This window comes from Falsihalocynthiibacter sp. BN13B15, from assembly GCF_041205415.1.
In the GTDB taxonomy this organism is placed as follows: domain Bacteria; phylum Pseudomonadota; class Alphaproteobacteria; order Rhodobacterales; family Rhodobacteraceae; genus Falsihalocynthiibacter; species Falsihalocynthiibacter arcticus.
Window position 1 is genome coordinate 146,201 of the sequence record NZ_JBGFCE010000006.1, and the last position, 25,968, is coordinate 172,168.

General features: G+C 53.8%; 19 protein-coding genes. 10 read left to right on the forward strand and 9 right to left on the reverse strand.

The annotated features are described in order from the left end of the window. Positions 1-6: 6 nt before the first annotated feature. The gene (locus tag AB9F26_RS12280; protein WP_369768173.1) at positions 7-1,170 is read right to left on the reverse strand and encodes an isovaleryl-CoA dehydrogenase; all 1,164 of its coding nucleotides are present in this window, start codon (positions 1,168-1,170) and stop codon (positions 7-9) included. Positions 1,171-1,238: 68 nt separating this feature from the next. Then, a complete protein-coding gene (locus AB9F26_RS12285; RefSeq protein ID WP_335586413.1) occupies positions 1,239-1,919 on the reverse strand; it encodes an HAD-IA family hydrolase in 681 nt (226 codons plus the stop codon). 120 nt (positions 1,920-2,039) lie between these two features. Between AB9F26_RS12285 and glmU the strand changes: the two genes are divergently transcribed. From glmU to AB9F26_RS12300, 3 genes are read left to right on the forward strand one after another with little or no spacing between them, the layout of a single operon-like run. Then, positions 2,040-3,392: a bifunctional UDP-N-acetylglucosamine diphosphorylase/glucosamine-1-phosphate N-acetyltransferase GlmU gene (glmU, locus tag AB9F26_RS12290; protein ID WP_369768174.1), complete on the forward strand. Its 1,353-nt coding sequence runs from the start codon at positions 2,040-2,042 to the stop codon at positions 3,390-3,392. Further along, on the forward strand, positions 3,392-5,206 hold the full coding sequence (gene glmS / locus AB9F26_RS12295; protein ID WP_369768175.1) for a glutamine--fructose-6-phosphate transaminase (isomerizing): 1,815 nt from the start codon (positions 3,392-3,394) through the stop codon (positions 5,204-5,206). The genes glmU and glmS overlap by 1 nt, the downstream gene beginning before the upstream one ends. Continuing rightward, positions 5,203-5,949 (forward strand): DNA alkylation repair protein, encoded by a 747-nt coding sequence (locus AB9F26_RS12300; RefSeq protein WP_369768176.1) that lies wholly within the window; start codon positions 5,203-5,205, stop codon positions 5,947-5,949. The genes glmS and AB9F26_RS12300 overlap by 4 nt, the downstream gene beginning before the upstream one ends. On the opposite strand, the gene AB9F26_RS12305 is transcribed toward AB9F26_RS12300, so the two are convergent. Further along, complete coding sequence (locus tag AB9F26_RS12305) at positions 5,946-7,571, reverse strand: AMP-binding protein (protein ID WP_335586417.1); 1,626 nt, start codon at positions 7,569-7,571, stop codon at positions 5,946-5,948. The genes AB9F26_RS12300 and AB9F26_RS12305 overlap by 4 nt on opposite strands. A gap of 207 nt (positions 7,572-7,778) precedes the next feature. On the opposite strand from AB9F26_RS12305, the gene AB9F26_RS12310 reads away from it, so the two are divergent. Together AB9F26_RS12310 and moaA are read left to right on the forward strand one after the other, a co-directional pair. Continuing rightward, positions 7,779-8,021, forward strand: coding sequence for a hypothetical protein (locus AB9F26_RS12310; RefSeq protein ID WP_369768177.1), 243 nt, complete (start codon positions 7,779-7,781; stop codon positions 8,019-8,021). Between the two features lie 2,140 nt (positions 8,022-10,161). Further along, entirely contained in the window at positions 10,162-11,166 is a 1,005-nt protein-coding gene (moaA, locus tag AB9F26_RS12315; RefSeq protein WP_369768178.1) for a GTP 3',8-cyclase MoaA, read from the forward strand. An 87-nt stretch (positions 11,167-11,253) separates the two neighbouring features. On the opposite strand, the gene AB9F26_RS12320 is transcribed toward moaA, so the two are convergent. Genes AB9F26_RS12320 through AB9F26_RS12330 form a run of 3 tightly spaced genes read right to left on the reverse strand, consistent with a single transcriptional unit; the run spans position 11,254 to position 15,455 of the window. Continuing rightward, a complete protein-coding gene (locus tag AB9F26_RS12320) occupies positions 11,254-12,414 on the reverse strand; it encodes a M20 aminoacylase family protein (protein WP_369768179.1) in 1,161 nt (386 codons plus the stop codon). Between the two features lie 3 nt (positions 12,415-12,417). Further along, positions 12,418-13,581, reverse strand: a complete 1,164-nt coding sequence (gene argE / locus AB9F26_RS12325; protein WP_369768180.1) for an acetylornithine deacetylase — start codon at positions 13,579-13,581, stop codon at positions 12,418-12,420. Between the two features lie 35 nt (positions 13,582-13,616). After that, positions 13,617-15,455, reverse strand: a complete 1,839-nt coding sequence (locus AB9F26_RS12330) for an ABC transporter ATP-binding protein (RefSeq protein ID WP_369768181.1) — start codon at positions 15,453-15,455, stop codon at positions 13,617-13,619. 386 nt (positions 15,456-15,841) lie between these two features. On the opposite strand from AB9F26_RS12330, the gene AB9F26_RS12335 reads away from it, so the two are divergent. From AB9F26_RS12335 to AB9F26_RS12345, 3 genes are all read left to right on the forward strand, one after another. Next, the gene (locus tag AB9F26_RS12335) at positions 15,842-17,536 is read left to right on the forward strand and encodes a peptide ABC transporter substrate-binding protein (protein ID WP_369754614.1); all 1,695 of its coding nucleotides are present in this window, start codon (positions 15,842-15,844) and stop codon (positions 17,534-17,536) included. A 109-nt stretch (positions 17,537-17,645) separates the two neighbouring features. Then, the gene (locus tag AB9F26_RS12340; protein ID WP_369754615.1) at positions 17,646-18,653 is read left to right on the forward strand and encodes an ABC transporter permease; all 1,008 of its coding nucleotides are present in this window, start codon (positions 17,646-17,648) and stop codon (positions 18,651-18,653) included. After that, complete coding sequence (locus tag AB9F26_RS12345) at positions 18,646-19,569, forward strand: ABC transporter permease (RefSeq protein ID WP_038999823.1); 924 nt, start codon at positions 18,646-18,648, stop codon at positions 19,567-19,569. Before AB9F26_RS12340 ends, AB9F26_RS12345 begins: the two co-directional genes overlap by 8 nt. A gap of 59 nt (positions 19,570-19,628) precedes the next feature. Here AB9F26_RS12345 and AB9F26_RS12350 read toward each other — a convergent pair whose 3' ends face one another. The 3 genes from AB9F26_RS12350 to AB9F26_RS12360 all read right to left on the reverse strand — a co-directional run bounded on the left by AB9F26_RS12350 (position 19,629) and on the right by AB9F26_RS12360 (position 24,115). Next, a complete protein-coding gene (locus tag AB9F26_RS12350; protein ID WP_369768182.1) occupies positions 19,629-20,921 on the reverse strand; it encodes a DUF3422 family protein in 1,293 nt (430 codons plus the stop codon). A gap of 172 nt (positions 20,922-21,093) precedes the next feature. Next, a complete protein-coding gene (locus tag AB9F26_RS12355) occupies positions 21,094-22,527 on the reverse strand; it encodes an NAD(P)(+) transhydrogenase (Re/Si-specific) subunit beta (RefSeq protein WP_335586425.1) in 1,434 nt (477 codons plus the stop codon). Between the two features lie 13 nt (positions 22,528-22,540). Beyond that, on the reverse strand, positions 22,541-24,115 hold the full coding sequence (locus AB9F26_RS12360; RefSeq protein WP_369757717.1) for a Re/Si-specific NAD(P)(+) transhydrogenase subunit alpha: 1,575 nt from the start codon (positions 24,113-24,115) through the stop codon (positions 22,541-22,543). 190 nt (positions 24,116-24,305) lie between these two features. Here AB9F26_RS12360 and kynU point away from each other — a divergent pair, with 190 nt between their 5' ends. Then, positions 24,306-25,499 carry a kynureninase gene (gene kynU, locus AB9F26_RS12365; protein WP_369754619.1) on the forward strand — a complete coding sequence of 398 codons (1,194 nt, stop codon included), beginning with the start codon at positions 24,306-24,308 and terminating at the stop codon, positions 25,497-25,499. Next, the gene (locus AB9F26_RS12370) at positions 25,496-25,966 is read left to right on the forward strand and encodes a GNAT family N-acetyltransferase (protein WP_369768183.1); all 471 of its coding nucleotides are present in this window, start codon (positions 25,496-25,498) and stop codon (positions 25,964-25,966) included. Before kynU ends, AB9F26_RS12370 begins: the two co-directional genes overlap by 4 nt. Positions 25,967-25,968 lie beyond the last annotated feature (2 nt).

Genomic DNA, 25,968 nt, shown 5'->3' on the forward strand with positions numbered 1-25,968 from the left:
ATGAACCTACGTCATAGACGCCATCATTTCACGACCTATTAACATACGACGGATTTCGCTGGTGCCTGCACCGATTTCCATCAATTTTGCGTCGCGGAAAAGTCGGCTCACAGTGCTTTCATTCATAAAGCCAGTCCCGCCCATCGCTTGTACCGCTTGGTGGGCCACGACCATCGCTTCCTCCGAAGAATACAGCACGCATCCGGCCGCGTCCTGACGGGTAACTTGCCCGCGATCGCAAGCCTTCGCTACCTCGTAAACATAGGCACGCGACGAGTTCATTTTGGTATACATATCAGCGATTTTCCCCTGCATAAGCTGGAAATCACCGACGGGTTTACCGAATTGTTTGCGCTGAGAAATATAGGGCATGACCTCGTCCAGGCAGGCGGCCATGATGCCCGTATTGATCCCCGAAAGAACTACACGTTCATAGTCCAGACCACTCATCAAAACGCGTACTCCGCGCCCCTCTTCGCCAAGAACGTTTTCGAACGGAACTTCGACGTTTTCGAAAATCAATTCCGCTGTATTACTGCCCCGCATGCCCAGCTTATCGAAATGCTCTGAGGTCGAGAAACCAACCATGGTTTTCTCAATAATAAATGCCGTCACGCCACGACTTCCGGCTTCGGGATCGGTCTTGGCATAAACCACGAGCGTGTCCGCATCGGGGCCATTCGTGATCCAGAATTTCGTTCCATTCAATGAATAATAGCCGTTTTTTTTCTCGGCCCGCAGCGACATCGACACAACATCAGAGCCCGCCCCCGCCTCGGACATCGCTAAGGCGCCGACATGTTCGCCCGAGATCAATTTAGGGAGGTATTTTGCCCGCTGTTCCGGAGTGCCGTTCAAATTTATCTGGTTCACACACAGGTTGGAATGCGCCCCATAAGACAGGCTGACGCTGGCGCTGGCGCGGGCGATTTCCTCAATCGCGATGACATGGGCCAAATACCCCATATCCGCGCCGCCAAACTCCTCTGGAACAGTAATGCCCAGCAATCCAAGCTCGCCCATTTCCGTCCACAACTCGGCGGGGAATTCGTTTTTCGAGTCGACCTGCGCGGCCAATGGCTTGACCCGATCCTGCGCCCAACGGTGCACCATGTCGCGCAACGCATTTACATCTTCGCCTAAATCAAACTGCATTGTCGCGGTGAACATAGCTCTCTCCGAAATTTATTGAACACTTGTTCAGTTAATCAAAGAATACGAGTCGCGTCAAGCGCGCGCTAAGCAATCAAACGATTAACCAAACTGGGCAAATCGACGTAATGCTCCAAAATCGCATCTGGCTCCAACGACGACACCGCATCCCCCGATGGGCCAAAGCCAACAAGCACAATCGGAACCCCCGCGGCGCGCGCGGTATCACGATCTGTGATGGTGTCGCCGATCAAGATGGAACGCTCAACCGCCCCGCCCGCCCGCACAACGGCGGCGTGATACGGGGCGACATCTGGCTTACGCGTTGGCAATGTGTCCGCTCCGATAAGGGCATCAAACGCGCCGCGAATGCCCATGCGTTCCAGCAGGGATTGCGCCAAACCTTCGGGCTTATTTGTGCAAATCGACACTGCATACCCGCCTGATTTCAAAAGTTCTACGGCTTCCATTGCGCCCTCATAAAGGGTGGTATGCGTATCAATATCTTGCCTGTAAGCTTCCAGAAGAACTGGATATTGCACGTCAATCGCCGCATCGAACCCCTCATGTTGCAAGCGCTCAAAACCAAGGCGCAACATCGCGCGCCCACCGTGAAACGCTGTGAGGGAATCCGCAACGGGGTCCAAAACATCGCCAAATCCTAGGCCACGAAAGCAGGAATTTGCCGCTGCAATCAGATCGGCACTGGTGTCAGCCAACGTCCCATCAAGATCGAAAACCACGCATTTTTTATAATCATTTGGCAATTTGTCGCCCATCCTTGTAATAAGCTGCAAGATATATTGAAACCAATTCCCTTGCCCTACTCGACCATAGAGTTATGAACAGGCCAAGACTTGCACAAAGCACAACAGAAAAGAACCAAAATGCCAACAGCCCTCATTATTCTGGCCGCCGGACAAGGCAGCCGCATGAATTCGGACTTGCCTAAAGTTCTCCATAAGATTGCGGGAACAAGCTTGCTCGCGCATGCGATGGGCTCAGCAGACGCCTTGATGCCCCAACGCTGTGTTGTTGTTGCGGGCCATGAGGCAGAATTGGTGCGCGCAGAAGCATTATCGCTTGGCGTTGTGGATGTTGTTTTGCAGGAGGAGCAACTAGGGACCGGCCACGCCGTATTACAAGCGCGTGACGCGTTGGCGGACTTTGACGGCGACGCCCTCGTCCTCTATGGCGACACCCCGTTTATTTCGCCAAAAACACTGGAAAAACTCGCGGAGGCCCGCAAGGATCATGCGGTTGTCGTGCTTGGGTTTGAAGCTGCGGATGCTGGCCGCTATGGGCGCTTGATCACGGAAGGTTCTACGTTAGAGCGCATCGTCGAATTCAAGGACGCAACACCTGAAGAACGGGCGGTAACACTTTGTAATAGCGGCGTCATTGCCGCCGACTCTAAAGTACTTTTCGATCTTCTGGACGCCGTTAAAAATGACAATGCGGCAGGCGAATTTTACCTCCCTGATGTGGTGGCCATTGCATGTGAACGCGGCCTCTCCGCTGGCTTCGTTACCTGCGATGAATCCGAAACCCTTGGCATCAATACCCGCGCCGAACTTGCCCGCGCGGAAGGCATTTTCCAATCAATGAAACGCGCAGAAGCGTTGGAAAACGGCGTCACCCTGCTCGCCCCTGAAACCGTCTTTTTCGCCAGCGATACCTTCATTGGCCGCGACGCGGTCATTGAGCAGAATGTGGTTTTCGGCCCCGAAGTGACGATTGAATCCGGCGCGCTAATCCGCGCTTTTAGTCATCTTGAAGGGTGTCACGTGAGCCGTGGTGCGATTATCGGTCCCTATGCGCGTCTGCGCCCCGGAGCGGAAATATCCGAAGATGTGCGCATTGGAAATTTCGTCGAAATCAAAAACGCAACCATCGCCGAAGGGGCCAAAGTCAATCACCTGTCCTATGTCGGCGATGCGTCCGTGGGCTTGCGCAGCAACCTTGGCGCGGGCACCGTCACTTGCAATTACGACGGCGTCATGAAACATCGGACTGAAATCGGCAACGATGTTTTCATCGGCTCGTCGACCATGCTCGTGGCCCCCGTGAGTGTTGGCAATCGGGCAATGACCGCCAGTGGGTCGGTGATAACGACAGATGTTCCCGCCGAAGCCCTCGCAATCGGACGCGCGAAACAAGTTAATAAACTCGGCCTCGCGGAGAAACTTTTCTCTCGCTTAGTGGCAATCAAAGCTAAAAAATCGGCAGGTAAAAAATAATGTGTGGAATAATTGGTGTTCTCGGGCATCACGAAGTTGCCCCTCTTTTGGTCGAAGCCCTCAAACGGCTTGAATATCGCGGCTATGACAGCGCGGGCATCGCAACCGTTGACAATGGGGTTCTGGATCGACGTCGCGCTGTTGGCAAACTTGTCAATCTTTCAGACCTCCTTGTGCACGAACCACTGGCCGGAAAAGCAGGCATTGGCCACACCCGCTGGGCCACCCACGGCGCGCCAACGGTGGGCAATGCCCACCCGCATAAAGCTGGCCCCGTTTGCGTTGTTCACAACGGAATTGTCGAGAACTTTCAAGAGCTTCGCCGCGAGTTATCCGACGCAGGTTATCGCTTTGACAGCGAGACAGACACCGAAACAATCGCCCTGCTTACCCAGTCTTATATGGACGGTGGCATGGACGCGATCACCGCGGCCAAATCCACAATTGGCCGCCTCGAAGGGGCCTTTGGTCTTTGCTTCCTCTTTGAGGGCCAAGGCGACCTGTTGATCGCTGCGCGCAAAGGCTCGCCATTGGCGATTGGTCATGGCGACGGTGAAATGTTCATCGGCTCGGACGCAATCGCGCTTGCCCCAATGACAGACCAAATCACCTACCTTGAAGACGGCGACCACGCGATCGTCACCCGCGCTGGTGCCAAAATATTTGGGGCCGATGGCGCTCCCGTTAGCCGCCCGATCAAGACCGTTCACCTCGACGCGACACGCATCGAAAAAGCCGGCCACAAACACTTCATGGCCAAAGAAATCGCCGAACAGCCCATCGTTCTAGCAGAAGCCATGACCCACTATGTGCAAAATGGCGAAATCACCCTGCCCGAGGCGCTTGATTTCACCAAGTTTGACCGCATCACCATGGTCGCCTGCGGTACGGCGTACCTCGCGTGCCTAACGGCGAAATACTGGTTTGAACAAATCGCCCGTATCCCTGTCGAAGTGGATGTCGCCAGCGAATTCCGCTACCGCGAGCCCCCCATCCCCGCCCGTACATTGGCCATTTTCGTGAGTCAATCAGGTGAGACGGCCGACACTTTGGCGGCCCTCCATTACGCCAAAGGCAAGGCCGACATGATCCTCTCGGTTGTGAACGTCACAGAGAGTTCGATGGCCCGTGACAGTGACCTCGCGCTGCCCATTCTGGCGGGCGTTGAAGTGTCGGTTGCATCGACTAAAGCGTTTACCTGCCAACTCTCCCTCCTTAGTTTACTGACCCTCAAAGCGGCCCAACAACGCAGCGGAATCGACGTAGGAACGGCGGCTAAACATCTTGAAAATCTCAAGAAAATCCCCAGCCTCATCAGCCATTCCTTGGCGATCAGCAGCGACGTCAAGAAGATCGCGCGCAAGATTGCAAAAGCAGAAGACGTGCTTTTCCTTGGGCGTGGCGCGATGTTCCCGCTTGCCCTTGAAGGGGCGCTCAAGCTCAAAGAATTGAGTTATATCCACGCCGAAGGCTATGCCAGTGGAGAGCTGAAACACGGCCCTATTGCCCTGATCGACAACAAGGTTCCGGTGGTGGTGATGGCCCCACGGGACGCCCTTTTTGAGAAAACCGTTTCCAATATGCAGGAGGTTATGGCGCGCGGCGGAAAAGTCCTGCTGATTTCGGATGCCAAGGGGATTGCCCAGGCGGGACAAGGGGTTTGGGAGACACTTACCATGCCCGAAGTCGACCCCGTTTTTGCGCCCATCCTGTACGCACTTCCCGCACAGCTTTTGGCCTATTACACCGCGATTGCCAAAGGCACTGACGTCGACCAACCCCGCAACCTTGCAAAATCGGTGACTGTAGAATGAATATTGAAACGGCGATGGCCGCGCTTGCGGCGACAGGAAGTGAAATACAGGCCCTCCAGTTGCGCGCCTATCACAAGGCAGACCGCAAGTATCTTGGGGTATCAAACCCAGAGGTTGACGCATGTGTCGCAACATGGCGCGCCGAACTTGACGTGCCGCAACGCGTTGAATTGGCACGCGCATTATGGGCCACAGATTGCCACGAGGCGCGGATCGCGGCGGCAAAACTCCTGACCCAAGCGCGTTTGCGCCCCGACGAGGAAGCATGGGATCTCATCACGAGTTGGGTGCCAGATTTTGACGCATGGGCCATTGCGGATCATGCCTGTATAGCGGGCCAAAAACGGGTGGTCGCCGACCCTTCGCGCCTTGATGAGGTCGAGACATGGATCGACTCAGATCATATGTGGACCCGACGTGCTGCGCTTGTGATCACACTACCTTGGACCAAACAAAACTTCCCGAAACCCGACGACATCGCCACACGCGAACGCGTTTTGGCATGGGCCGCGCGGATGGTCGACGACAAGGAATGGTTCATCCAAAAGGCGATTTCGTGGTGGATTCGCGATCTTTCCAAACACGACGTGCCGCGCGCACAGGCATTTTTGAACGAATTTGGTCCACGCCTCAAACCCTTTGCCCAAAAAGAAGCCACGCGGCACATGAAGGATTACACGGTTCCACACCCGGCCCCAGAAGTCGAAGCCCCAACGTTTTCAGAGGGGTTTTCCGAAAACTAGCGGTTTCGCAGGGCGCGGCGCATGATTTTACCTGTGGCTGTCATCGGCATGGAGTCGATGGCGGTCACGGATTTTGGCGCGACGTGCGGGCTAATGCGTGCTTTCACAAGGGCGATCAACTCCTCCTCAAGCCCGTCCCAAATTGCCCCTTCCCTCAAGACGACATAAGCCGTCACGACTTCCGTGCGCAGCGCGTCGGGTACACCGATCACGGCGGCCATGGCCACAAATGGATGCGACGTCAAACAATTCTCGATTTCACTGGGTCCGATACGATAGCCTGCGGATGTGATCACATCGTCGTCACGCGATGAAAAACGGAAAAATCCCTCCGTGTCGCAGGACCCCAGATCGCCCGTTCGCAGCCAATCACCCGTGAATTTCGCTGCCGTTTCCTCGGGTTTATTCCAATAGCGCAAAAACATCGCGGGATCGGGCGCGTGGATCGCGATTTCGCCAATTTCCCCCGCAGGGACAATATTCCCGTCAGCGTCTATCACCGCAACGATATGCCCCGGCACGGCGCGCCCCATCGATCCGGGGCGATGTGTGTCGAACGACTTGGCCGAACAGACCACCAAATTACATTCCGTTTGCCCGTACAGTTCGTTTACGGGAGCCCCCAGTGTTTTCTCTGCCCACATCAGCAAATCCGCCCCTAAACTTTCCCCGCCTGAGCTAATGGTGCGAATATTCACCCCTTCTGGAACTGGGGTTCCGCGCATCAATTTAAGCGCTGTGGGCGGCATAAAGAGATTGCGAATTTGGTAGCGGGCGATCAGCGCGTAGGCCTCAACGGGGTCAAATTTGCGCATGCGCCGACTGATCAGCGGCACACCGTAAAACAGGCACGGCATCGCCATATCCATCAACCCGCCGATCCATGCCCAATCGGCGGGTGTCCAGCCACAATCGCCTTCGATCGGGAAGCCTTGGTGGTGTAATTCAATCGATGGGAGATGTCCGTAAAGGAACCCGTGTCCGTGCAAAACCCCTTTGGGATCGCCGGTTGTTCCCGAGGTATAGATCAAGACTGCGGGTGTTTCTGGATGGGTCATCTCGCAGTCGAACGCGTCGTCATTTGCGTTGATTTCCTCCCAAAGGGACCGCACATCCCCAATTGCCGCTTCGGTTGAGTAAACCGTTTTCAAGTCCGGCAAACCGTCCTTTATTTTCGCAATCTTCTCAATATTCTCCCCGTCGGTGACCACCACCCTCGCACCGCTATCCTGCAACCGGTATGTCAGGGCATCTTCGCCAAACAACGTAAAAAGTGGCAGGACAACCGCTCCCAATTTGTAAGCTGCAAAATGGGCGAGTAAAACGGCGGGGCCTTGGGGCAAAAGAACCGCAACCCGATCCCCCCGCGTAACACCCTGCACCGCAAACGCCCCTGCCAAACGGTTGGAGGCGCGCATCAAACCGTCATAAGTCCAGCGCTCTTCGCTGCCATCCTCGGCAACATGAATGACGGCCACTTTGTCAGGGTGCGAGCGCGCCCAACTGTCACAACAGGCCTCTGCAATATTGAGGTCCTGCGGGATATCCCAACGGAACGCTTCGCGCAGTTCGTTCCAACTTGGCACCGCATTGCAGGTCACTTCAATCAATCGTCGAGACATGCACCCCTCCCAAGGCAGAGCTTATTCAAACTAAGTAATTGTAATAAAATAACTCTACCTGCCTTTGTCCATATTTTGTCACAACAATTTCTGGGGTGTCTCAAATAAAAGGAACTTATCCAAAAATAGGTAACGGTGAGGCTGCCCGTCCTGTCAGTCACCTATGCCATATTATGATTCGCATCCCTCAAATAGGAGAAATTGAATATGCGATTAACAGAAATTGAATGCGCGGCGCTCTTGTCGCTGCCCCAGGTGCCCCTGAGCGTTTTTTGTAATGCCGTTGACTTCGCCGTTGAGATATTCCCCCCACTCAAGGGCAACATTGGCAACAAGGCAAAGACTGAAATCAGCATCGCCAGCGCGTGGGATAAATGGTCCGCACAGTGCGGAGTAAAACTGCTGAACGATCACTCTCTTCCGCTGTTTTCGGTCACGGGCACTAGCTGAATTTGGCGCGTAACGCCGATGGAAAGTACTGCGGCTTTAGCACTTGGTGTTCTGGCGTCGGGGAACAGCTATGATCCGCATTCATGGAGGTTCGATCAAGTAAAAGCTTCAGATTAATTGAACTAATATTCAGATAATAGTTCAACGATCTGCGGATACCGAAAGAACAGAAACCGCAGTCGACAATCGTAGGGATAATCAACCATACAGGATCACTAGACCCGTCCTCCCCCTCGAGTATTAGCGCCAAAGTCGCAATTAGCATCGCAGAAACAAACCAAAAAAGTAAGGCTAGCCAAAGGGCGAAGCCGTGAATACGACGCCTAAATCATCCACCAACGCGGCGACGATTCCAGATGCCCAATCACCTAAGTTTCTCAGGTTGGTTTCCGAACCTTATCCAATGCGCTGACCTACAGCTTTCAGGGCCGTTTTTAACGTTCCCATATCGTCTTCTGCTTTTCCTTAGGCATAATTTCATAATGCTACTCGAAAGTTTTGACATGATAAAACGCCTGCTTGCGGCACTAATCCAAATCCATAGATTTTGACTAAAACGGCGGGGCGTAGATTTCGACATTAGGAGCAGATTGCAGGTATTCGCCGCAAGGTGGGCCAGTTTCCGGATCGGGGCAGTTTTATTCTTTTCTGAAAATGCCCCTATGTTTTGCCAGAATTCCTATTTCTTCAATGAGTGCACATTGGCAGGGTATGTAGTTCTAGTCCGTCGTTTTTAATGGGATAGTTGACGAATGCCTCGGCACCCAGATTTTCTTGCAGCCTGCTTTGTACTTTTAGCCACGACGGGTCTCTTTTTCGTGCTCACAGGTGGCGGGTATTCATCAACCCACCGAAAACTCTCTCCCCCTATTCCCAACACGGCCGCGAAAGACTCCTTGCACGTTGATTCAGGGGAATCCGGGTAGTGCCAATTTTTGGTGCAGCTCACTTTGGAGGCCCTAACAGGCCTCTTTTGGTTCGGGCTTGGTTGAGAGGATTGAAGAAGATGGTGCAATGTTCGAATTCTATCCATTTCTCGATGCGAAGCCGTTTCTTTGTAACATCTCCCTCTTTTTCGATTCAAAAAACAGCATTTCAACGCGTTTTTAGAGCACCACAGGAACTTAGAGTCGCTCAAAGGCGTAACTCAAATTGTTCTCAGATCACCACCGCCTTATTGGAAAAAAATAGCTGCAAAAAATAAATCTTTTCGGCAAAACGCCCCAGACAATTATAACGAAGGTCAAGCGAGTGACGCTTACAAAGCAAGAGAAAACGGTAGGCTAAATGAAGTGAACATTCGACTGTCCTCTATCGGCGGTACGGAATTCGGACAATCAATTGAAGCAAACTGTGTTGCCTTGAGTTCAATAATTCTTGACGGTTTTTGGTGTAAGATAAATGGAAGAATACCCAGAGGGAAATCTGTTCGTATAAACGTGAGGGTGAACCATTCTTCAACTAGCCCCTGTGTTATATCAGCAAGACATGTATCGACCCCAAAGCCCCAGAGATCACAGTGGCATCACTTCTGAATTGCGAGATTTTCTTAGGCGTCAAGATTTCGGGACGCTCAATCTTCATTTCAACCCAACCCTGACAAGCATTGCCAACCGTCAAGTCGGTTTTAATTCCTTACAAAGAAGCTGCTACCGATTGAGCTTTAGAAGGAGCGCCAACCCACGTCATGGTTCCGACGTTTGGCAAATCATCTGCCGTGCCAATGCCTTGCGTGGAGACTTTTCCCGTCGCAGAATCGCGTATTTTACGAGGAAGACCCCAGCAATTCGAACCCGCACCATCGCCAGCCAACAGCCCCCCCTTTGGCAACAGTTGGTTAATGCGGCGTAGCTCTTCGCGCCAAACGCGATCGATTTGATTTGCTATGCAGGTTTGCCATTGCGCACCCCATCGAGCACTTTATACGATCTTTTTCACATTTACAGCTAGTCCTATCCAAACGGTATTGCCGACATTATCAGACCTTTAGCACTTTACCTGAGGATCAAATGGAACGGAAACTTGTTGGAGCGCCAATCGCAATCCATGTTAGACGCGATTTGGAAGCTTGGGACTGCTTCAAATTGAAATTACTCGATTGTGACTTGCTCCCTGTTCGGCACGGGCATAGGCTCGCCACATGACTGACCCCCTTATTGACCCCTTCTTGCGCCCGATCACATATTTGCGCCTTTCTGTCACAGATCGCTGCGATTTTCGGTGCGTTTATTGCATGTCGGAGGTGATGAATTTCCTCCCTAAAAAAGAGCTTCTAACTCTTGAGGAATTGGATCGCTTGTCCTCGGCCTTCATCGGCCTTGGGGTACGTAAATTACGTATCACTGGCGGCGAACCTTTGGTGCGGCGCGGCATCATGAGCTACTTTGCGTCCATGTCACGCCACCTGAAAAGTGGTGCGTTGGACGAGCTTACCCTCACCACAAACGGCTCACAACTATCCAAATACGCGCAGGAATTGGCCGGATATGGGGTTAAGCGGATCAATGTCTCACTCGACACATTGAATGAAGAAAAATTTGCCGAGGTCACCCGCTGGGGGCGCTTATACCAAGTGCTTGAGGGGATTGAGGCCGCGCTTAACGCGGGGCTAAAGGTCAAACTCAACACCGTGGCCCTCAAGGGGTTCAACGAGAATGAATTGTTTACCCTCACCGAGTTTTGCGCCGCGCGCGACATGGATTTGACCTTTATTGAGGTCATGCCGATGGGCGACATCGGCGAACTGGAACGGATCGGCCAATTCTGGTCGCTGGAGGAGCTGCGCTCCACGCTGGCAACGAAATATACACTGGCCGATTTGCCCGATCGCACAGGCGGCCCCGCGCGGTATGTGCGGATTGGCGAAACGCGGCAACGGGTTGGTTTCATCACGCCCCTAAGCCATAATTTCTGTGAAAGCTGTAACCGCGTGCGCGTCACTTGTACGGGCGAAATTTACACGTGCCTCGGCCAAGAAGGCAAATCCGACCTGCGTGCGCCCCTGCGTGCCAGCGAAGGCGACGATGGCCTTTTGCAAGCCATTCGCGAGGCAATTGCGCTTAAACCCAAAGGCCATGACTTTGACTATTCGCGCCAAAAGCTCGGCGGCCAAATGACCCGCCACATGAGCCACACAGGCGGATAACCCCCCGTTTTCTGCGCCACTTAGATTGAAAAAGGCCGGCCCAACGTTTTTGTTGTGGCCGGCCTTTATTGTATTTTTGCGATAGATTTAAACGGGCATACGGCTTTCTGCCATTTCAACCCACCAGCTACATCCCGCAGGAATCGCGTTGTCGTCGAAATTGTATTTCGGGTGGTGCACGGCTGCCGTGTCGCCATTGCCCATCAAAATATACGCGCCGGGGCGTTCTTCGAGCATGAAGGCGAAATCTTCGCCGCCCATGACCAACGGCGCATCCGCACAAGCCCCCGAAACTTTCTCGGCGGCTTTCACCGCGTATTCGGTTTCAACCTCGTGGTTCACCATCACGGGATAGCCGCGCATGTATTTCACTTCGGCGGTGCCGCCCAAAGCTTGGGCTGTTAGCGACGCAATCGCTTTTATCCGCTCTTCGGCTAAGTCGCGGACATCGTTTGATAGCGTGCGAACCGTGCCTTTAAGGTGCACCTTCTGTGGGATTACATTGAAGGCCTTACTCTCGGTTTCAAAGCTGGTCACCGACACCACGACCTGCTTAACAGGGTCCACATTACGGCTAGCGATGGTTTGCAGCGAGAGCACGATTTGGCTGGCGAGTACGGTGGTGTCCACAACTTCCTGTGGCTTGGCCGCGTGTCCGCCCTTGCCCTCTACGAAGATTTCGAACTGGTCCGTGGCAGCAAAAAACGCGCCCGGACGGATGGCAAAACTTCCCAGCGCATGGCCAGGCCAGTTGTGCATGCCATAGACCTCTTGGATGTTCCAGCGGTCCATCATGCCGTCTTCACACATCTCGCGCCCACCACCGCCGCCTTCTTCTGCGGGTTGGAAAATCACCACGGTTGTACCGTCAAAATTGCGGGTTTCGCACAGGTATTTCGCCGCACCAAGCAACATCGCCGTATGCCCATCATGACCACATGCGTGCATCGCACCGGGGGTTTGGCTGGCGTATTCCACCCCAGTATCCTCAAGGATCGGCAAGGCATCCATATCAGCACGCAGGCCAATGACCTTATTTTTGGTGTCGGACTTGCCCCTGATTACCCCAACAACACCGGTGCGGCCAATGCCTTCGACAACTTCATCACAACCAAATTCCCGCAGAAGTTCGGCAACGCGCGCCGAGGTCCGGTGCGTTTCAAACAGGATTTCAGGGTGGGTGTGAAAGTCACGACGCCATTCTGTAATTTCGGATAAAAGTTCGGAAAAACGGTTCTTTACGGGCATATCTTAATCCTGTGCGAGATGTGTAATAAGTCGTCTCATAAAGGCTTCTCCGGCCTCTAGTTGACGGATTTCTAAAAATTCGTTTGGTTGATGCGCCTGTGCAATATCGCCGGGCCCACAGACAACCGCCGAATGGCCACCCTCCTGAAATTGCCCGGCTTCTGTGGCATAAGAAACCGCATGCGTGGCGTTGTCCCCCGTTAAAGTACGGACGAGAGTTTCGGCGGCACCATTCACCTCAGGGGCCAGAGGAGGAACGCCAAAATCGGGAGAAATATCAATGCCGGTGTCGGGGTGGATGGCCTGCATTTCAGCCTCAATTTCTGAAACCTTCGCGCGCAAACGCTCTTTCCACATTCCTGTCGTCTCGCCCGGGACAACCCGAAAGGAGATGTCGAAATAGCAGTCTTTGGCGGTGATGTTATGGGCCGTGCCGCCAGAAATTTTTCCAACGTGCGCCGTCGTATAGGGCGGATCAAATTCTGCGGCCAAGGGGCTGGGCTCTGTCTCGGCGTGCTTTGCATTCACAGCACTGGCCCACTGGATCAAGTCAGCACTAAACATGATTGCGGACACACCTGTGTGGATAAGGGAGCTGTGCACTTCAAACCCGCGCACATGGATTTTAAACCCGATACCGCCCTTATGACTGGTGACCGTTTTCATACTCGACGGCTCGCCAATAATCGCTGCCTGCGCCTTGGGAAGGGACGCCATCGCCGCAATCATCGGCGGGGCCCCAATACAGCCAATTTCCTCGTCATAGGACAAGGCAATTTGCAACGGGCGCTTGATACCCGCCGCCAGCGCATGCGGAACCGCCCAAAGCGCTAGGGCGTCAAACCCCTTCATATCCGCAGTGCCACGCCCGTAAAGTTTGCCGTCTTTTTCGACCACTTCAAACGGGTCAGTATGCCATGCTTGGCCCGCTACGGGCACAACGTCGGTATGCCCCGAAAGGATCACTCCGCCCGCCACCATTGGGCCGACATTCGCAAAGAGCGAGGCCTTCTCGCCGGTCTCATTATAGACGCGAAAAGACTCAACGCCGTGACTGTTCAAATAGGTTTCAACCCATTCAACCAGCGGCAAGTTCGACCGATCGCTGACGGTGTTAAAACTCACCAGTTTTTCAAGGATCTCTCTGGTAGTGAGGGATATACCCATGTTAACTCCTTACCTTAAGGTCTTAAGGTAAATTATTATGAATTAAGGACAAAATGTCCTTTTGATACTTCAGTATAGGTCGAAGGCTCTGGCTGATAATCCTTCGGGAAAATGGGCGAAGGAATGGGCTTAAAGGAGACATCCGAACTGATTTTTCTACGCCGTGGATCCGCCACAGGCACCGCAGACATAAGGGACTGGGTGTAGCTGTGTTGTGGGTTTTGAAACACTTCTTGGCGCGGTCCAATCTCGACGATACGCCCCAAATACATGACGGCCGTGTTATGGCTAACACGCTCGACAACGGCCATATCGTGGCTGATGAATAGCATCGCGATGCCGAGGTCGGCTTGCAATTCCATCAACAGATTGAGGACTTGCGCCTGCACTGACACGTCCAACGCGGACACCGCCTCGTCTGCGATCACAAGTTTGGGATTCAACGCAAGGGCACGCGCGATGGCGATGCGTTGGCGTTGGCCGCCCGAAAGCTCATGCGGGAAACGTTTTAGGAAGCTGCGCGGCAATTCCACACGATCAAAAAGGCTTGCGACACGGTCGGTCAACTCACTCCCTGATGCGAGGTTGAAATTGCGCATCGGCTCGGCGACCTGATCAATCAAGCGCACCTGTGGATTGAGGGAGGCAAACGGGTCTTGGAACACCATCTGCATATCCCGACGGGCTTTGCGCAAATCCTTGGTGTTGAGACCAAGAATATCCACCCCGTCCAAATCCACCTCGCCACTCAGGGGTTCCACCAGACGTAAAATCGAGCGGCCACAGGAGGATTTCCCACATCCACTCTCGCCGACAAGCGAAAGCGTTTCACCCGGATTGAGAGTGAACGAAACGTCTTCTACCGCATGCACATTGGCCACGGTGCGGCGCATCAAACCCTTCTTGACGGGGAAACGCGTGGTGAGGTTTTTGACGGTCAGAAGCGGTTTGACGTCCTTTGGGGCCGCAGCATGTTTGGCTTTTGCCTTGGCAACAACGGCGGCGTATTTTTCTTCGTCGCCCATAATGCGCATTGGCTCAGGGGCGGGTTTCCCATCCATTTCACCCAGCCTTGGCACGGCGGCCAAGAGGGCTTTGGTGTAATCATGCTTTGGGGCTTCGAAGATTTGCTCGACGGTGCCCTCTTCCATCATGTTTCCACGATACATCACGATCACACGGTCCGCCATTTGCGCGACGACGGCCATGTCATGGGTGATGAACAAAACCGCGGTTCCGTGCTCACGCTTTAGCCGATCGATAAGCGCCAAAATCTCAGCTTGAATAGTCACATCGAGCGCGGTCGTGGGCTCGTCACAGATAAGCAAGCGCGGCTCGCAGGCCATCGCCATCGCAATGACAACCCGTTGCCGCATGCCGCCAGAAAGCTCATGCGGGTATTGATCCAAGCGGTTTTCAGGCTCCGGAATGCGCACATCTCGCAGTAATTCGATGGCGCGCGTTCGGGCTTGGGATTTGGACATCTTTTTGTGGAGAACCAAACCTTCGGTCAACTGCCGCCCGACCGTAAAGACCGGGTTTAGGGAGGTCATTGGCTCTTGGAAAATCATCCCAATTTCGTTGCCGCGAATGCTGCGCATATCGTTGGCATCAATAGACGCGAGATCGATTTTACCCTTGGCACCCCGATCAAAAACCATCGAGCCGCCGGCGATATCGCCACCGCCAAATTCAACCAATCGCATAATCGAAAGCGATGAAACCGATTTTCCCGATCCCGATTCGCCTACTACACAGAGGGTCTCTCCGGGGTTAATTGTGAAAGAAACATCCTCAACCCCAATAACGATTCCGCTATTAGTTTCAAACTCTACGCGGAGGTTCTTAATGTCGATTAATGGCTGATCCAGCATGGCTTTGCTTTTCTTCGTTTTTGATACCCCCAACGCTAATCTTCGCGTGGGAGCAAAGTCAAACCCCTTTCCGTTTAGAAAGTTTTCGGCAAATAATCCTGCAACAATGCCCGAAAGTTGACCATATAAACCAAACTTTGTGCATATCGACGACTGATTTCGGCAAATGGAGCGTAACTCCACGTACATTCGAAGGTTTTATGATATCGAATACTTGCAATTTTTAGCAAACTAACCTGAACTGCACCGGTAGCGGACCAATAATTGGAGTGAGTCGTTAGTATCGTATGAAACGAAATGATCTTGCCGATTGAAAAAACGTAAACAGGAAAACGCTGAGATAAACTTGGCAAACTGTGGTCCGAACATCCAACAAGGAGAGAAGTATGAAATTTAAAACAGCCCTAATGGGCGCTGCTGCTGCTTTTGCATTGGCCCCAATGGCCCATGCCGAACGTGGCGCAGACGGCCATGTGAACATCATTTATTGGCAAGCGCCCTCGCTGATGAACCCCTATCTTTCCGGCGGGACAAAAGACCTTGAAGCTGGCAGCTTGGTTATTGAACCCCTCGCCCGCTACAACCAAGACGGCACCATTGTTCCTTTCCTCGTCGAAAGCGTTCCAACGGTTGAAAACGGTGGCGTTTCCGAAGATTTGACAACCATCACTTGGAAATTGAAGTCCGGCCTTTTGTGGTCCGACGGCACCCCTCTCACCTCAGAGGACGTTAGATTTACCTGGGAATATTGCACAACGGAAGGTGGCGGTTGCTCCCAGTCCGAGAAGTACAATGACGTCGTTTCGGTCGATACACCCGACGATCTGACCGTTGTGGTGACGTTTGGCATTTCCAAGCCGTTCCCCTACGGACCCTTTGTAGGTGCGCAAGCACCGATCATTCAAAAAGCACAATTCGCAGATTGCTTGGGCGCAAAAGCTCCTGAATGCACAGACGCGAACTTTAGCCCTATCGGCACTGGCCCCTTCATGGTCACCGAATTCCGCCCAAATGACGTTGTGTCCTTGGTCGCGAACCCGAATTACCGTGACCCAGCCAAACCAGCGTTTGCAACGGCAACGTTGAAAGGTGGCGGCGACGCGACTGCTGCGGGTCGTGCGGTATTGGAAACAGGCGAATTTGACTACGCTTGGAACCTTCAGTTGGCTCCAGAAGTTCTCGAAGCGATGGAAGCCAAGGGCAAAGGCGAAATCATTTCCGGCTTCGGAACATTGGTTGAACGCATCATGGTCAACCAAACCGACGTTAACCCTGACCTCGGCGATGAGCGCGGCACGATTGCGCATCCACACCCTTTCCTAACAGACATCAACGTACGTAAAGCGCTTTCCATGGCGATCGACCGTGCGTTGCTGACTGAAATCGGTTACGGCGCTGCTGGACGTCCAACATGTAACGTTTTGCCTGCTCCTGCGATCTATGCTTCGACTGCAAACGATGCTTGCCTCGTGCAAGATATCGCTGGCGCGAATGAGCTTCTAGAAAGCAACGGTTGGGTTAAAGGCGCGGATGGTGTGCGTGCGAAAGACGGCGTTCGTCTCTCCATGTTGTTCCAATCCTCCACAAATGCTGTACGTCAAGACTTCCAAGCGCTGATCAAACAGTGGTGGGAAGGAATCGGCGTTGAAACTGAACTGCGCAACATCGACGCCTCCGTGTTCTTTGGTGGTGACCCCGGTTCGCCCGACACCTTCCAGAAGTTCTTTGCGGATGTTGAAATGTACGCCAACAACTTTGACGGCACAGATCCAGAAAGCTACATGGCGAACTGGGAATGTAAGCAAGCTCCTCAACCAGAAAACCAGTGGCAGGGCAACAACATGCAACGCTTCTGTTCTGAAGAGTACGACGCACTCGTGGCCAAAATGGCAACAACAGGCGACATCGAAGATCGTGCGGTAATGGCGAAAGCTATGAACGACATGCTCATGCAAGAATACGTCATCATCCCGCTTGTGGATCGTGGCCGTGTTTCTGCGCACTCCAATACACTTGGCGGTGTGATCCTGAACACATGGGACAGCGAGCTGTGGAATGCAGCCGACTGGTATCGCATGTAATCTATGAAATTGGGCGCTCCCTGCGATGGGGGCGCCCTCTCTTCATAGGCCCCTACCTTGGGTAAATTCATAAAAATAGAGCCGACTAACTCGGCCTAGGACTTTCCGTATGCTGACATTCACTATTCGCAGGCTCTTGATTGCGATCCCAACGACGATCCTCATTTCGTTGGTGATCTTCCTCCTGCTTGAACTCGCGCCAGGCGATCCAATGGCCTCCGTGCCACTGACGGTCCCACCAGAAGTCAAAGCGCAAATGCGCGAAGCCCTTGGACTGGGTCAACCGATCCCCGTCCGTTTCGTGAAATGGCTTTACCAATTCTATATCGTAGAGCCGATCTATATTTTTGACGCCATGTTTGGCACCCATTTTTCCCAAGACATGCCGCGTATCATTAGCTGGCAGTGGCGCTCCTCGGTCATGGATGTTGTTGCTCAACGTATTCCGCAAACTCTTTGGGTTGTTGGGCTTTCCTATGTGGTAGGTACGCTGATCGCGCTGCCGATCGGGGTGATTTCAGCCTATAAGCAATACTCCATCTTTGATCAAATCGGGACGTTCATCTCGATGATCGGCTTTTCGGTTCCGACCTTCTTTACCGGCGTGCTGCTCATCGTGGTGTTTTCGGTGAAGCTGCAATGGTTCCCGTCGATTTATGACACGACCCATGTGGTCAACAGTTGGTCCTCGTTCGTGTTCCAAGTGAAGCAAATGATCATGCCGGTCTTTGTGCTCGCGCTCTATAACGCCGCACAGATCAGCCGGTTTATGCGGGCGTCGATGCTCGACAATCTCAACCAAGACTATGTACGCACAGCGCGTGCCAAGGGATTGAGCGAGAAAACTGTGGTTTTGGTGCACGTGTTGCGCAACTCGATGATCCCCGTGGTGACCGTGATTGCGCTTGGAGTGCCAACGGTCTTTTCCGGCGCGATTATCACCGAGCAGGTGTTTAAGGTAAACGGTCTTGGCCAACTCCTGATTACAGCGATCCAAGCCAATGACCTCCCGACAGTTCAGACCCTCACCGTGATCTTTGCGATCCTTATCATTCTCTTTAACCTGATCGCGGATGTGCTCTATGGCATCCTCGACCCAAGGATCCGCTATGACTAAACCTGCAGTTCATTCCCTCGATATCGTCGATTTGGAAGCTCCCCGCAGTCAGTGGTGGGACGTTTGGGATCAATTCAAAACACATAAAGGCGCGATGGCGGGGTTGGTTTTCTTTACCTTCATTGTGCTCTTTGTGCTCATCGGTCCGTGGCTCTGGACGATCGACCCGACCTACATCGATATCCGCGCCCGCAATCAAAGCCCGAGTTTCGGACATCCCTTTGGCACCGACCAACTCGGGCGCGACATGCTTGCGCGTATGATGGCAGGTGGCCAAGTGTCGATGGCTGTCGGCCTAACCGCGATGGGGCTGTCGCTTGTTGTGGGAACGTTTGTCGGCGTTGTTTCGGGGTATTTCAAAAGCCTCGATGGCCTCCTGATGCGCTTCACGGACTTATTCCTTGCCCTGCCCTTGTTGCCGCTTCTCTTGGTCACCATCATGCTGTTCAGAGACCCGCTAAGCCGCGTATTTGGTCCAGCGGGTGGTATCTTTGTGCTGATGGTGTTTGCCATTGGGATGACCAGTTGGATGCAAGCCGCGCGGATCGTGCGCGGCGATGTTTTGGCGCTCAAGGAGCGCGAGTTTGTACTGGCGGCTCATTCCATCGGCACGCCTCCGACAAAGATGATCGTACGTCACATCCTGCCCAACGTTATGTCACCTATTATGGTGTCGGCCACGCTTGGAATTGCCAATGCGATCATCACGGAAAGCGCGCTTTCCTTCCTTGGCCTTGGCTTCCCACCCGACTTCCCGACATGGGGGCGTTTGTTGTTTGACGGCGTTGATTACCTGCAACAATACCCCGAACGCGTCATGTGGCCCGGCGTTGCGATCTCGTTCACCGTTCTGGCCGTCAACTACATTGGTGACGGTCTACGCGATGCACTCGACCCACGCATTCGCGGACGTTAGAATACAAAAACAGCGCGCGGATCACTCCACGCGCTGTTTTCGTTTTCAGGATTATCGCTTTAAAAATCGCTCGAATGTCGTTTGGATATCCGCCCTTTTACCCGCCGAACACCCGCCCAAACACAAAGCATAACAATCGGCACAAGCCCTGTCACAAGCCACGCCTTGTTCACCCCATAAGCTGCGGCAAACGGGGCAAGGACATACATCAACAGATTGACCGTGTAATAGCTGACAGCAACGACCGAGAGGCCCTCGACGGTTTCTTGCAGGCGCAATTGAAGGTCGGCGCGTTTGTCCATGCTTTGCAGGATGGCTTGGTTCTGGGCGCTGCGCTCAACATCTACGCGGGTGCGGAGCAGATCGCCCGCACGCAGGGCCCGATCCGACATGCTTTGCAACAATCGCGAGGCCGCTTGGGTGGTACGCATCGCGGGATCAAATCGGCGCATCATGAACTCCGCAAGGGTTTGATGTCCCTTCAAACGCTCTTCGCGCAGGACCGAGATCCGCTGTGTGACAATCGCCTCATACGCGCGCGTCGCCCCAAACCGATAGCTCACGTCTGCGGTTTCCTGCTCAAGGCGCGCCGCAAGGGGAAGCAGCGCAGCCAAAGTCGCTTCGGGCGCGACCTCCAAGTCCGACATTTCCAGCACAAGTTGGGTCAGCTGGGCGTCCATTCCGCCCAAATCCCGCATCAACCGCTGGGCGCGCAAATACCCCAGTAGTGCTGCCGTCTTATAGGTTTCAACTTCGCAAATGCGCTGCATAATACGGCCAACCCGTTGCACCCCGACATTCCGGGCCACAAACAACGCAAATCGTACATGCCCCGCGCTATCAATCCGAAAATCCGAAGCAATAACGGCCGACTGATCCACGACATAACTCACCGCGAGGCTCTCTGGCACAAACCAGTCTTTGAGGTCGCGGGTCAGGCTCTCAATCTCGGGAGTTTTTGCGACATGGATGAGCATCGATGTGATCCGCTCTCCGGGGGCCGCGTCAAGCCAATCGGGCGGGAAGACATCAAATTCAACGGGGTCGAAGGGACGGAGCGCCTCGCCTTCGGTGATGATTGTGTAGGTGACAAATTCGCTGTGGCTCTCCCACTTCAAGAAATGTCGCCCGATCGCACCAAAATAATGCGTGGCGTCCGGTGCAGGATGCGCTGCACCGTGACGGTCCAACAGCATCAAAAGATGGGCGCGTTCTGCCGACAGGTCGCGGTGCGGTGCGGGACCCGTCAGAAGCGCCAAAAAGGCCACTTGTGAGGGCGCTTGTATCGCTGGAAACGGGCGATCATGGAGCGCATTGGCGAGTTGATAGCGCTGTGAGTGGTCTTTCACCATGGACTGGGCCTTTTCCTGAGTTTTCGATTGAATAATGTACGACGGGCTTCACCGCAAGAAATAGCTGTATGTTTTTCAACATGTTAGAAGTGTGCATTGGTATACAAGCCGCCCCAACGCAAAACGCCCCGCAATTTCTTGCGGGGCGCTCTGTGGTTTTGTAAATGGCTGACTAGCTAATCTTGGTCAACAGCAGATCAAGAGAAGTCTTCGCATCCCCATAGAACATCCGTGTATTCTCTTTATAAAACAGCGGGTTCTCGATACCGGAATAGCCCGTACCTTGACCACGCTTAGACACAAACACTTGCTTGGCTTTCCAACATTCCAACACCGGCATACCGGCAATGGGGCTGTTTGGATCGTCCTGTGCGGCGGGGTTTACGATGTCGTTAGACCCAATCACAATGGCAACATCCGTTTGCGGGAAGTCGGCGTTGATCTCGTCCATCTCCAGAACGATGTCATAGGGCACACGGGCTTCGGCAAGCAAAACGTTCATGTGCCCCGGAAGGCGACCCGCAACAGGGTGGATCGCGAAACGGACGTTCTTCCCCTTGGCGCGCAGACGTTTTGTTAATTCGGAAACCGACTGCTGCGCCTGTGCCACGGCCATGCCGTACCCTGGGATGATGATAATGCTATCCGCATCCTCAAGCGCTGCGGCAACCCCGTCGGCGTCAATGGCGATTTGTTCGCCTTCGACCTCCATTTGAGGCCCACTTGTGCCGCCAAAGCCGCCCAAAATCACACTGACAAAGCTGCGGTTCATCGCCTTACACATGATGTAGGAGAGGATCGCACCCGAGGAGCCAACCAAGGCCCCCACAACGATCAGCAAGTCGTTGCTCAGAGAGAAACCAATCGCCGCCGCCGCCCAGCCAGAGTAGCTGTTGAGCATGGAAACAACGACCGGCATATCCGCGCCACCGATGCCCATAATCAAATGATAGCCGATGAAAAGCGCGGCCAGTGTCATCAAGAACAGTGGAAAGAACCCGCCAGTATTGAAGTACCAAACCAAGCAAATCAGCGAAATACCAGCAGCCGTTGCATTAAGCGTATGGCCGCCCGGAAGTTTCGTTGCGACTGTGCTTACCTTGCCCGCGAGCTTGCCATAAGCAACAACGGAACCTGTAAAGGTGATCGCACCAATAAAGATACCAAGGAACAACTCTACCCGCAGGATTGCGACTTCAACGCCGGTTTTATGCGCCAAAAGGCCTGCAAAACCTTCCAGACCCTGCCGAGTAGTAGCATCCATGCCCAACACGCGGCCAAGCTCGATGTGGGCGGCAAAGCCGACAAACACAGCAGCCAAACCAACGAGCGAGTGCATCGCCGCCACGAGTTGTGGCATCTCAGTCATCTGAACGCGTGTCGCGACCTGATAACCAATAGCACCACCACCCGCGATCAGTAGAACCGAGAGCCACCAAAGGCCAAGCCCCGGTCCAATCAATGTCGCGAAAATGGCCAAACCCATCCCCGCGATACCGTACCAAACAGCGCGTTTCGCACTTTCCTGCCCTGACAATCCGCCTAGCGACAAGATGAAAAGAACAGCCGAGACAACATAGGCTGCGGTTGTAAATCCGTAATCCATCAATCAGCCCCCCTTAAGATTTCTGGAACATGGCAAGCATGCGCCTAGTTACGAGGAAGCCACCAAATATGTTGATCCCAGCCATAAAGACCGAAACCGCAGCAAGGAGGATCACAAGGAAGCTGCCTGATCCGATTTGCATCAGCGCTCCCAGAATGATGATCGACGAGATCGCATTGGTCACCGCCATCAAAGGTGTGTGCAACGAGTGTGCCACGCCCCAAATAACTTGGAAGCCAACAAAAACCGCGAGCACAAACACGATGAAGTGCTGCATGAAGCTCGCGGGGGCGACAAGGCCAACCCCGAGCAGAATCACGGCCCCAACAACGAGCAAAGTCACTTGTTGTTTGGTTTGCGCCTTAAACGCCGCAACTTCCGCCGCACGTTTTTCCTCGGGGGTAAGCTGTGGCGCCACCTCTTTGGGTTTTTGCGCTGCGATCGCTGCGATCTTGGGAGGGGGTGGCGGGAAGGTGATCTCTTTGGCAAAGGTCACGGTCGCGCCACGGATCACGTCATCTTCCATGTTGTGATTGATCTTGCCGTCTTTTTCCGGCGTTAGATCGGTCAACATGTGACGGATGTTTGTCGCATAAAGCGTCGAAGCTTGTGCGGCCATCCGGCTTGGAAAATCGGTGTAGCCAATGATTGTTACGCCGTTTTTAGTGACGATTTTCTCGTCCGCCACGGTGAGCTTACAGTTGCCCCCCTTCTCGGCGGCAAGGTCGACAATCACGGAACCGGGCTTCATTGCGGCGACCATATCTTCGGTCCACAACTCAGGCGCTTCACGGTTCGGGATCAACGCGGTTGTAATAACGATGTCGATTTCTGGCGCTAACTCACGGAATTTTGCCAATTGCGCTTCGCGGAACTCAGGGGAAGAAACAGCAGCATAGCCACCGGTTGCCGCGCCATCCGCTTGGGCTTCTTCAAAATCGAGGAAGACAAACTGTGCGCCCATGGATTCGACTTGCTCGGCCACTTCGGGCCTCACATCAAACGCATAGGTGATCGCGCCAAGGCTTGTCGCTGTGCCAATAGCGGCCAATCCGGCCACACCCGCACCCACAACCAAAACCTTCGCTGGGGGAACTTTGCCCGCGGCGGTGATCTGGCCGGTAAAGAAGCGTCCAAAGTTGTTGCCAGCTTCGATAACAGCGCGGTAGCCCGCGATATTTGCCATAGACGACAAGGCGTCCATTTTCTGGGCGCGACTAATGCGCGGCACCATTTCCATGGCAATCACATTTGCGCCTTGCGCCCGTGCCGCTTCCATTCCGTCCGCATTCGCGGCAGGATTAAAGAAGGAAATCAACGTTTGCCCTTGGGTCAATCGTTTGGTTTCCGCCGCACTGGGCTGACGTACTTTGACTACAATGTCAGAAGCTTTCCAAAGCGCGGCTGCGCTCTTGAGAACTTCGACACCCGCGTCTTTGTACAAGGCGTCGGCAAAGCCCGCTGCTTTACCAGCACCTGCTTCAATTGCGCACTCATACCCCAGTTTTTGCAACTGGAGAGCGCTATCGGGTGTCATCGCAACGCGATTTTCGCCCTCAAAAGTCTCCTTCGGTGCTCCGATTTTCACAGCACATTTCCCCTTTTTCACATTCTTTGCCTGAAATTGAAACTTCTGGCGTTGTATCTCATATCTTGCGCAAGATTGTTTCTCAACACTTGTTCATAGGTTTAGCGCTAACATGAAACATTTAGGAACCGCGTTCCCCTTGCAATCCCCATTCGCGAACGTCAGCATCGCAAAAAACAAGGAGCGCACCATGACTGACTTTGCCCATACCAAATCCCTTTTTGTCCTTCCGGAGGGCGTAATCTATTTGGATGGGAATTCCTTGGGGCCGCTCCCAAAGGCCGCAGCAGCGCGGGTTCAGAAAACCGTGGAGAGCGAATGGGGTAACATGCTTATCTCGGGATGGAACAAAGCCGGCTGGATGGCGCAACCAAGCCACCTTGGGGACCGCATCGCGCGCCTGATCGGAGCCCCAGATGGGACTGTCACCTTGGGCGACACCCTTTCTGTAAAAGTCTATCAAGCCCTCGCCGCAGCCCTTGCCCTGCGTCCGGATCGCAAAAAAATTGTCTCCGATAATGGCAACTTCCCGACTGACCTTTATATGGCACGCGGCTTGATCGAAAGCCTGAACGCGGGTCACGTTCTTTGTACGCCCGCCCCCGAGGATGTTGCGGATGAAATTGATACCGACCTCGCGGTCTTGATGCTCACCGAAGTTGATTATCGCACAGGCCGTCGCCACGATATGAAAGCCCTCACTCAAGCGGCACACGCGGTGGGCGCGATCGTGATCTGGGATTTGGCGCATTCGGCGGGCGCGTTTCCCGTCGATGTCGCGGGTTGCAACGCGGATTTCGCCGTAGGTTGCACCTATAAATACCTCAATGGCGGCCCCGGAGCGCCGGCCTTCATCTATGTCGCGCCAGAACATATCGAAAATGTGCAACCCGCGCTGGCGGGTTGGCTTGGCCATGACGCGCCGTTTGAGTTTGATCTAAAATATCGCGCTGGAACGGGGATTGAGCGTATGCGGGTTGGCACACCCCCCGTTTTGCAAATGGCCGCGCTTGAGACCGCGCTGGATATTTGGGATTTAGCCGATTTGAAGGACGTTCAAGCTAAATCAATTGATCTAACCCAAGCCTTTATTGCGGAAATTGAGGCGACCTGTCCTAGCCTCACCCTCGCCTCGCCGCGCGATCCCAACACGCGTGGCAGCCAAGTTTCTTTCGCACATCCGGAGGGTTACGCGATTATGCAGGCGCTGATTGCGCGTGGTGTTATCGGCGACTTTCGGGCGCCCAATATTCTTCGGTTTGGCTTTACACCGCTCTATATCGATATGGCGGATGTTCAAGGGGCCGTCGCGATTATCGCAGATATCATGACGAACGACCTCTGGGATCGACCAGAATACAAAACCCGCGCGCGTGTCACATGACGCCATTTGTGCGGCGCTATCGCGATTTTGACGCCCCAGCCTGTTACGAAATTTTTTGTCGAGCGGTTCACGTTGGGGCCGCTCAATACTATTCCGAACCGCAGCGAAACGCTTGGGCACCGCATACAAAAATGCCCGAAAGCTGGCCATTGGAACTAGCGGAGCAAGCCTGCTGGGTGGCCTCGGTGGAGCAAAAACTCGTCGGCTTCTTTTCGCTCGAGTCTGACGGCCATTTAAGTCTAGCTTATGTCGCCCCCGAGTTTCGACGTACGGCGGTAGCTGCCGAACTCTATAAAAAAATCACAGAAGATGCGCAACGTTTGGTGTTAGCGCGTCTTTTTACCGAAGCGAGCCACCTTGCGCGGCCTTTCTTCGAAAAACGCGGATGGCACGTAACAGCTCCAGAAGTCGTCATGCGAAACGGCGTGGAAATTGAACGCTTTCAGATGGCAAAAGACTTGAAGTAACG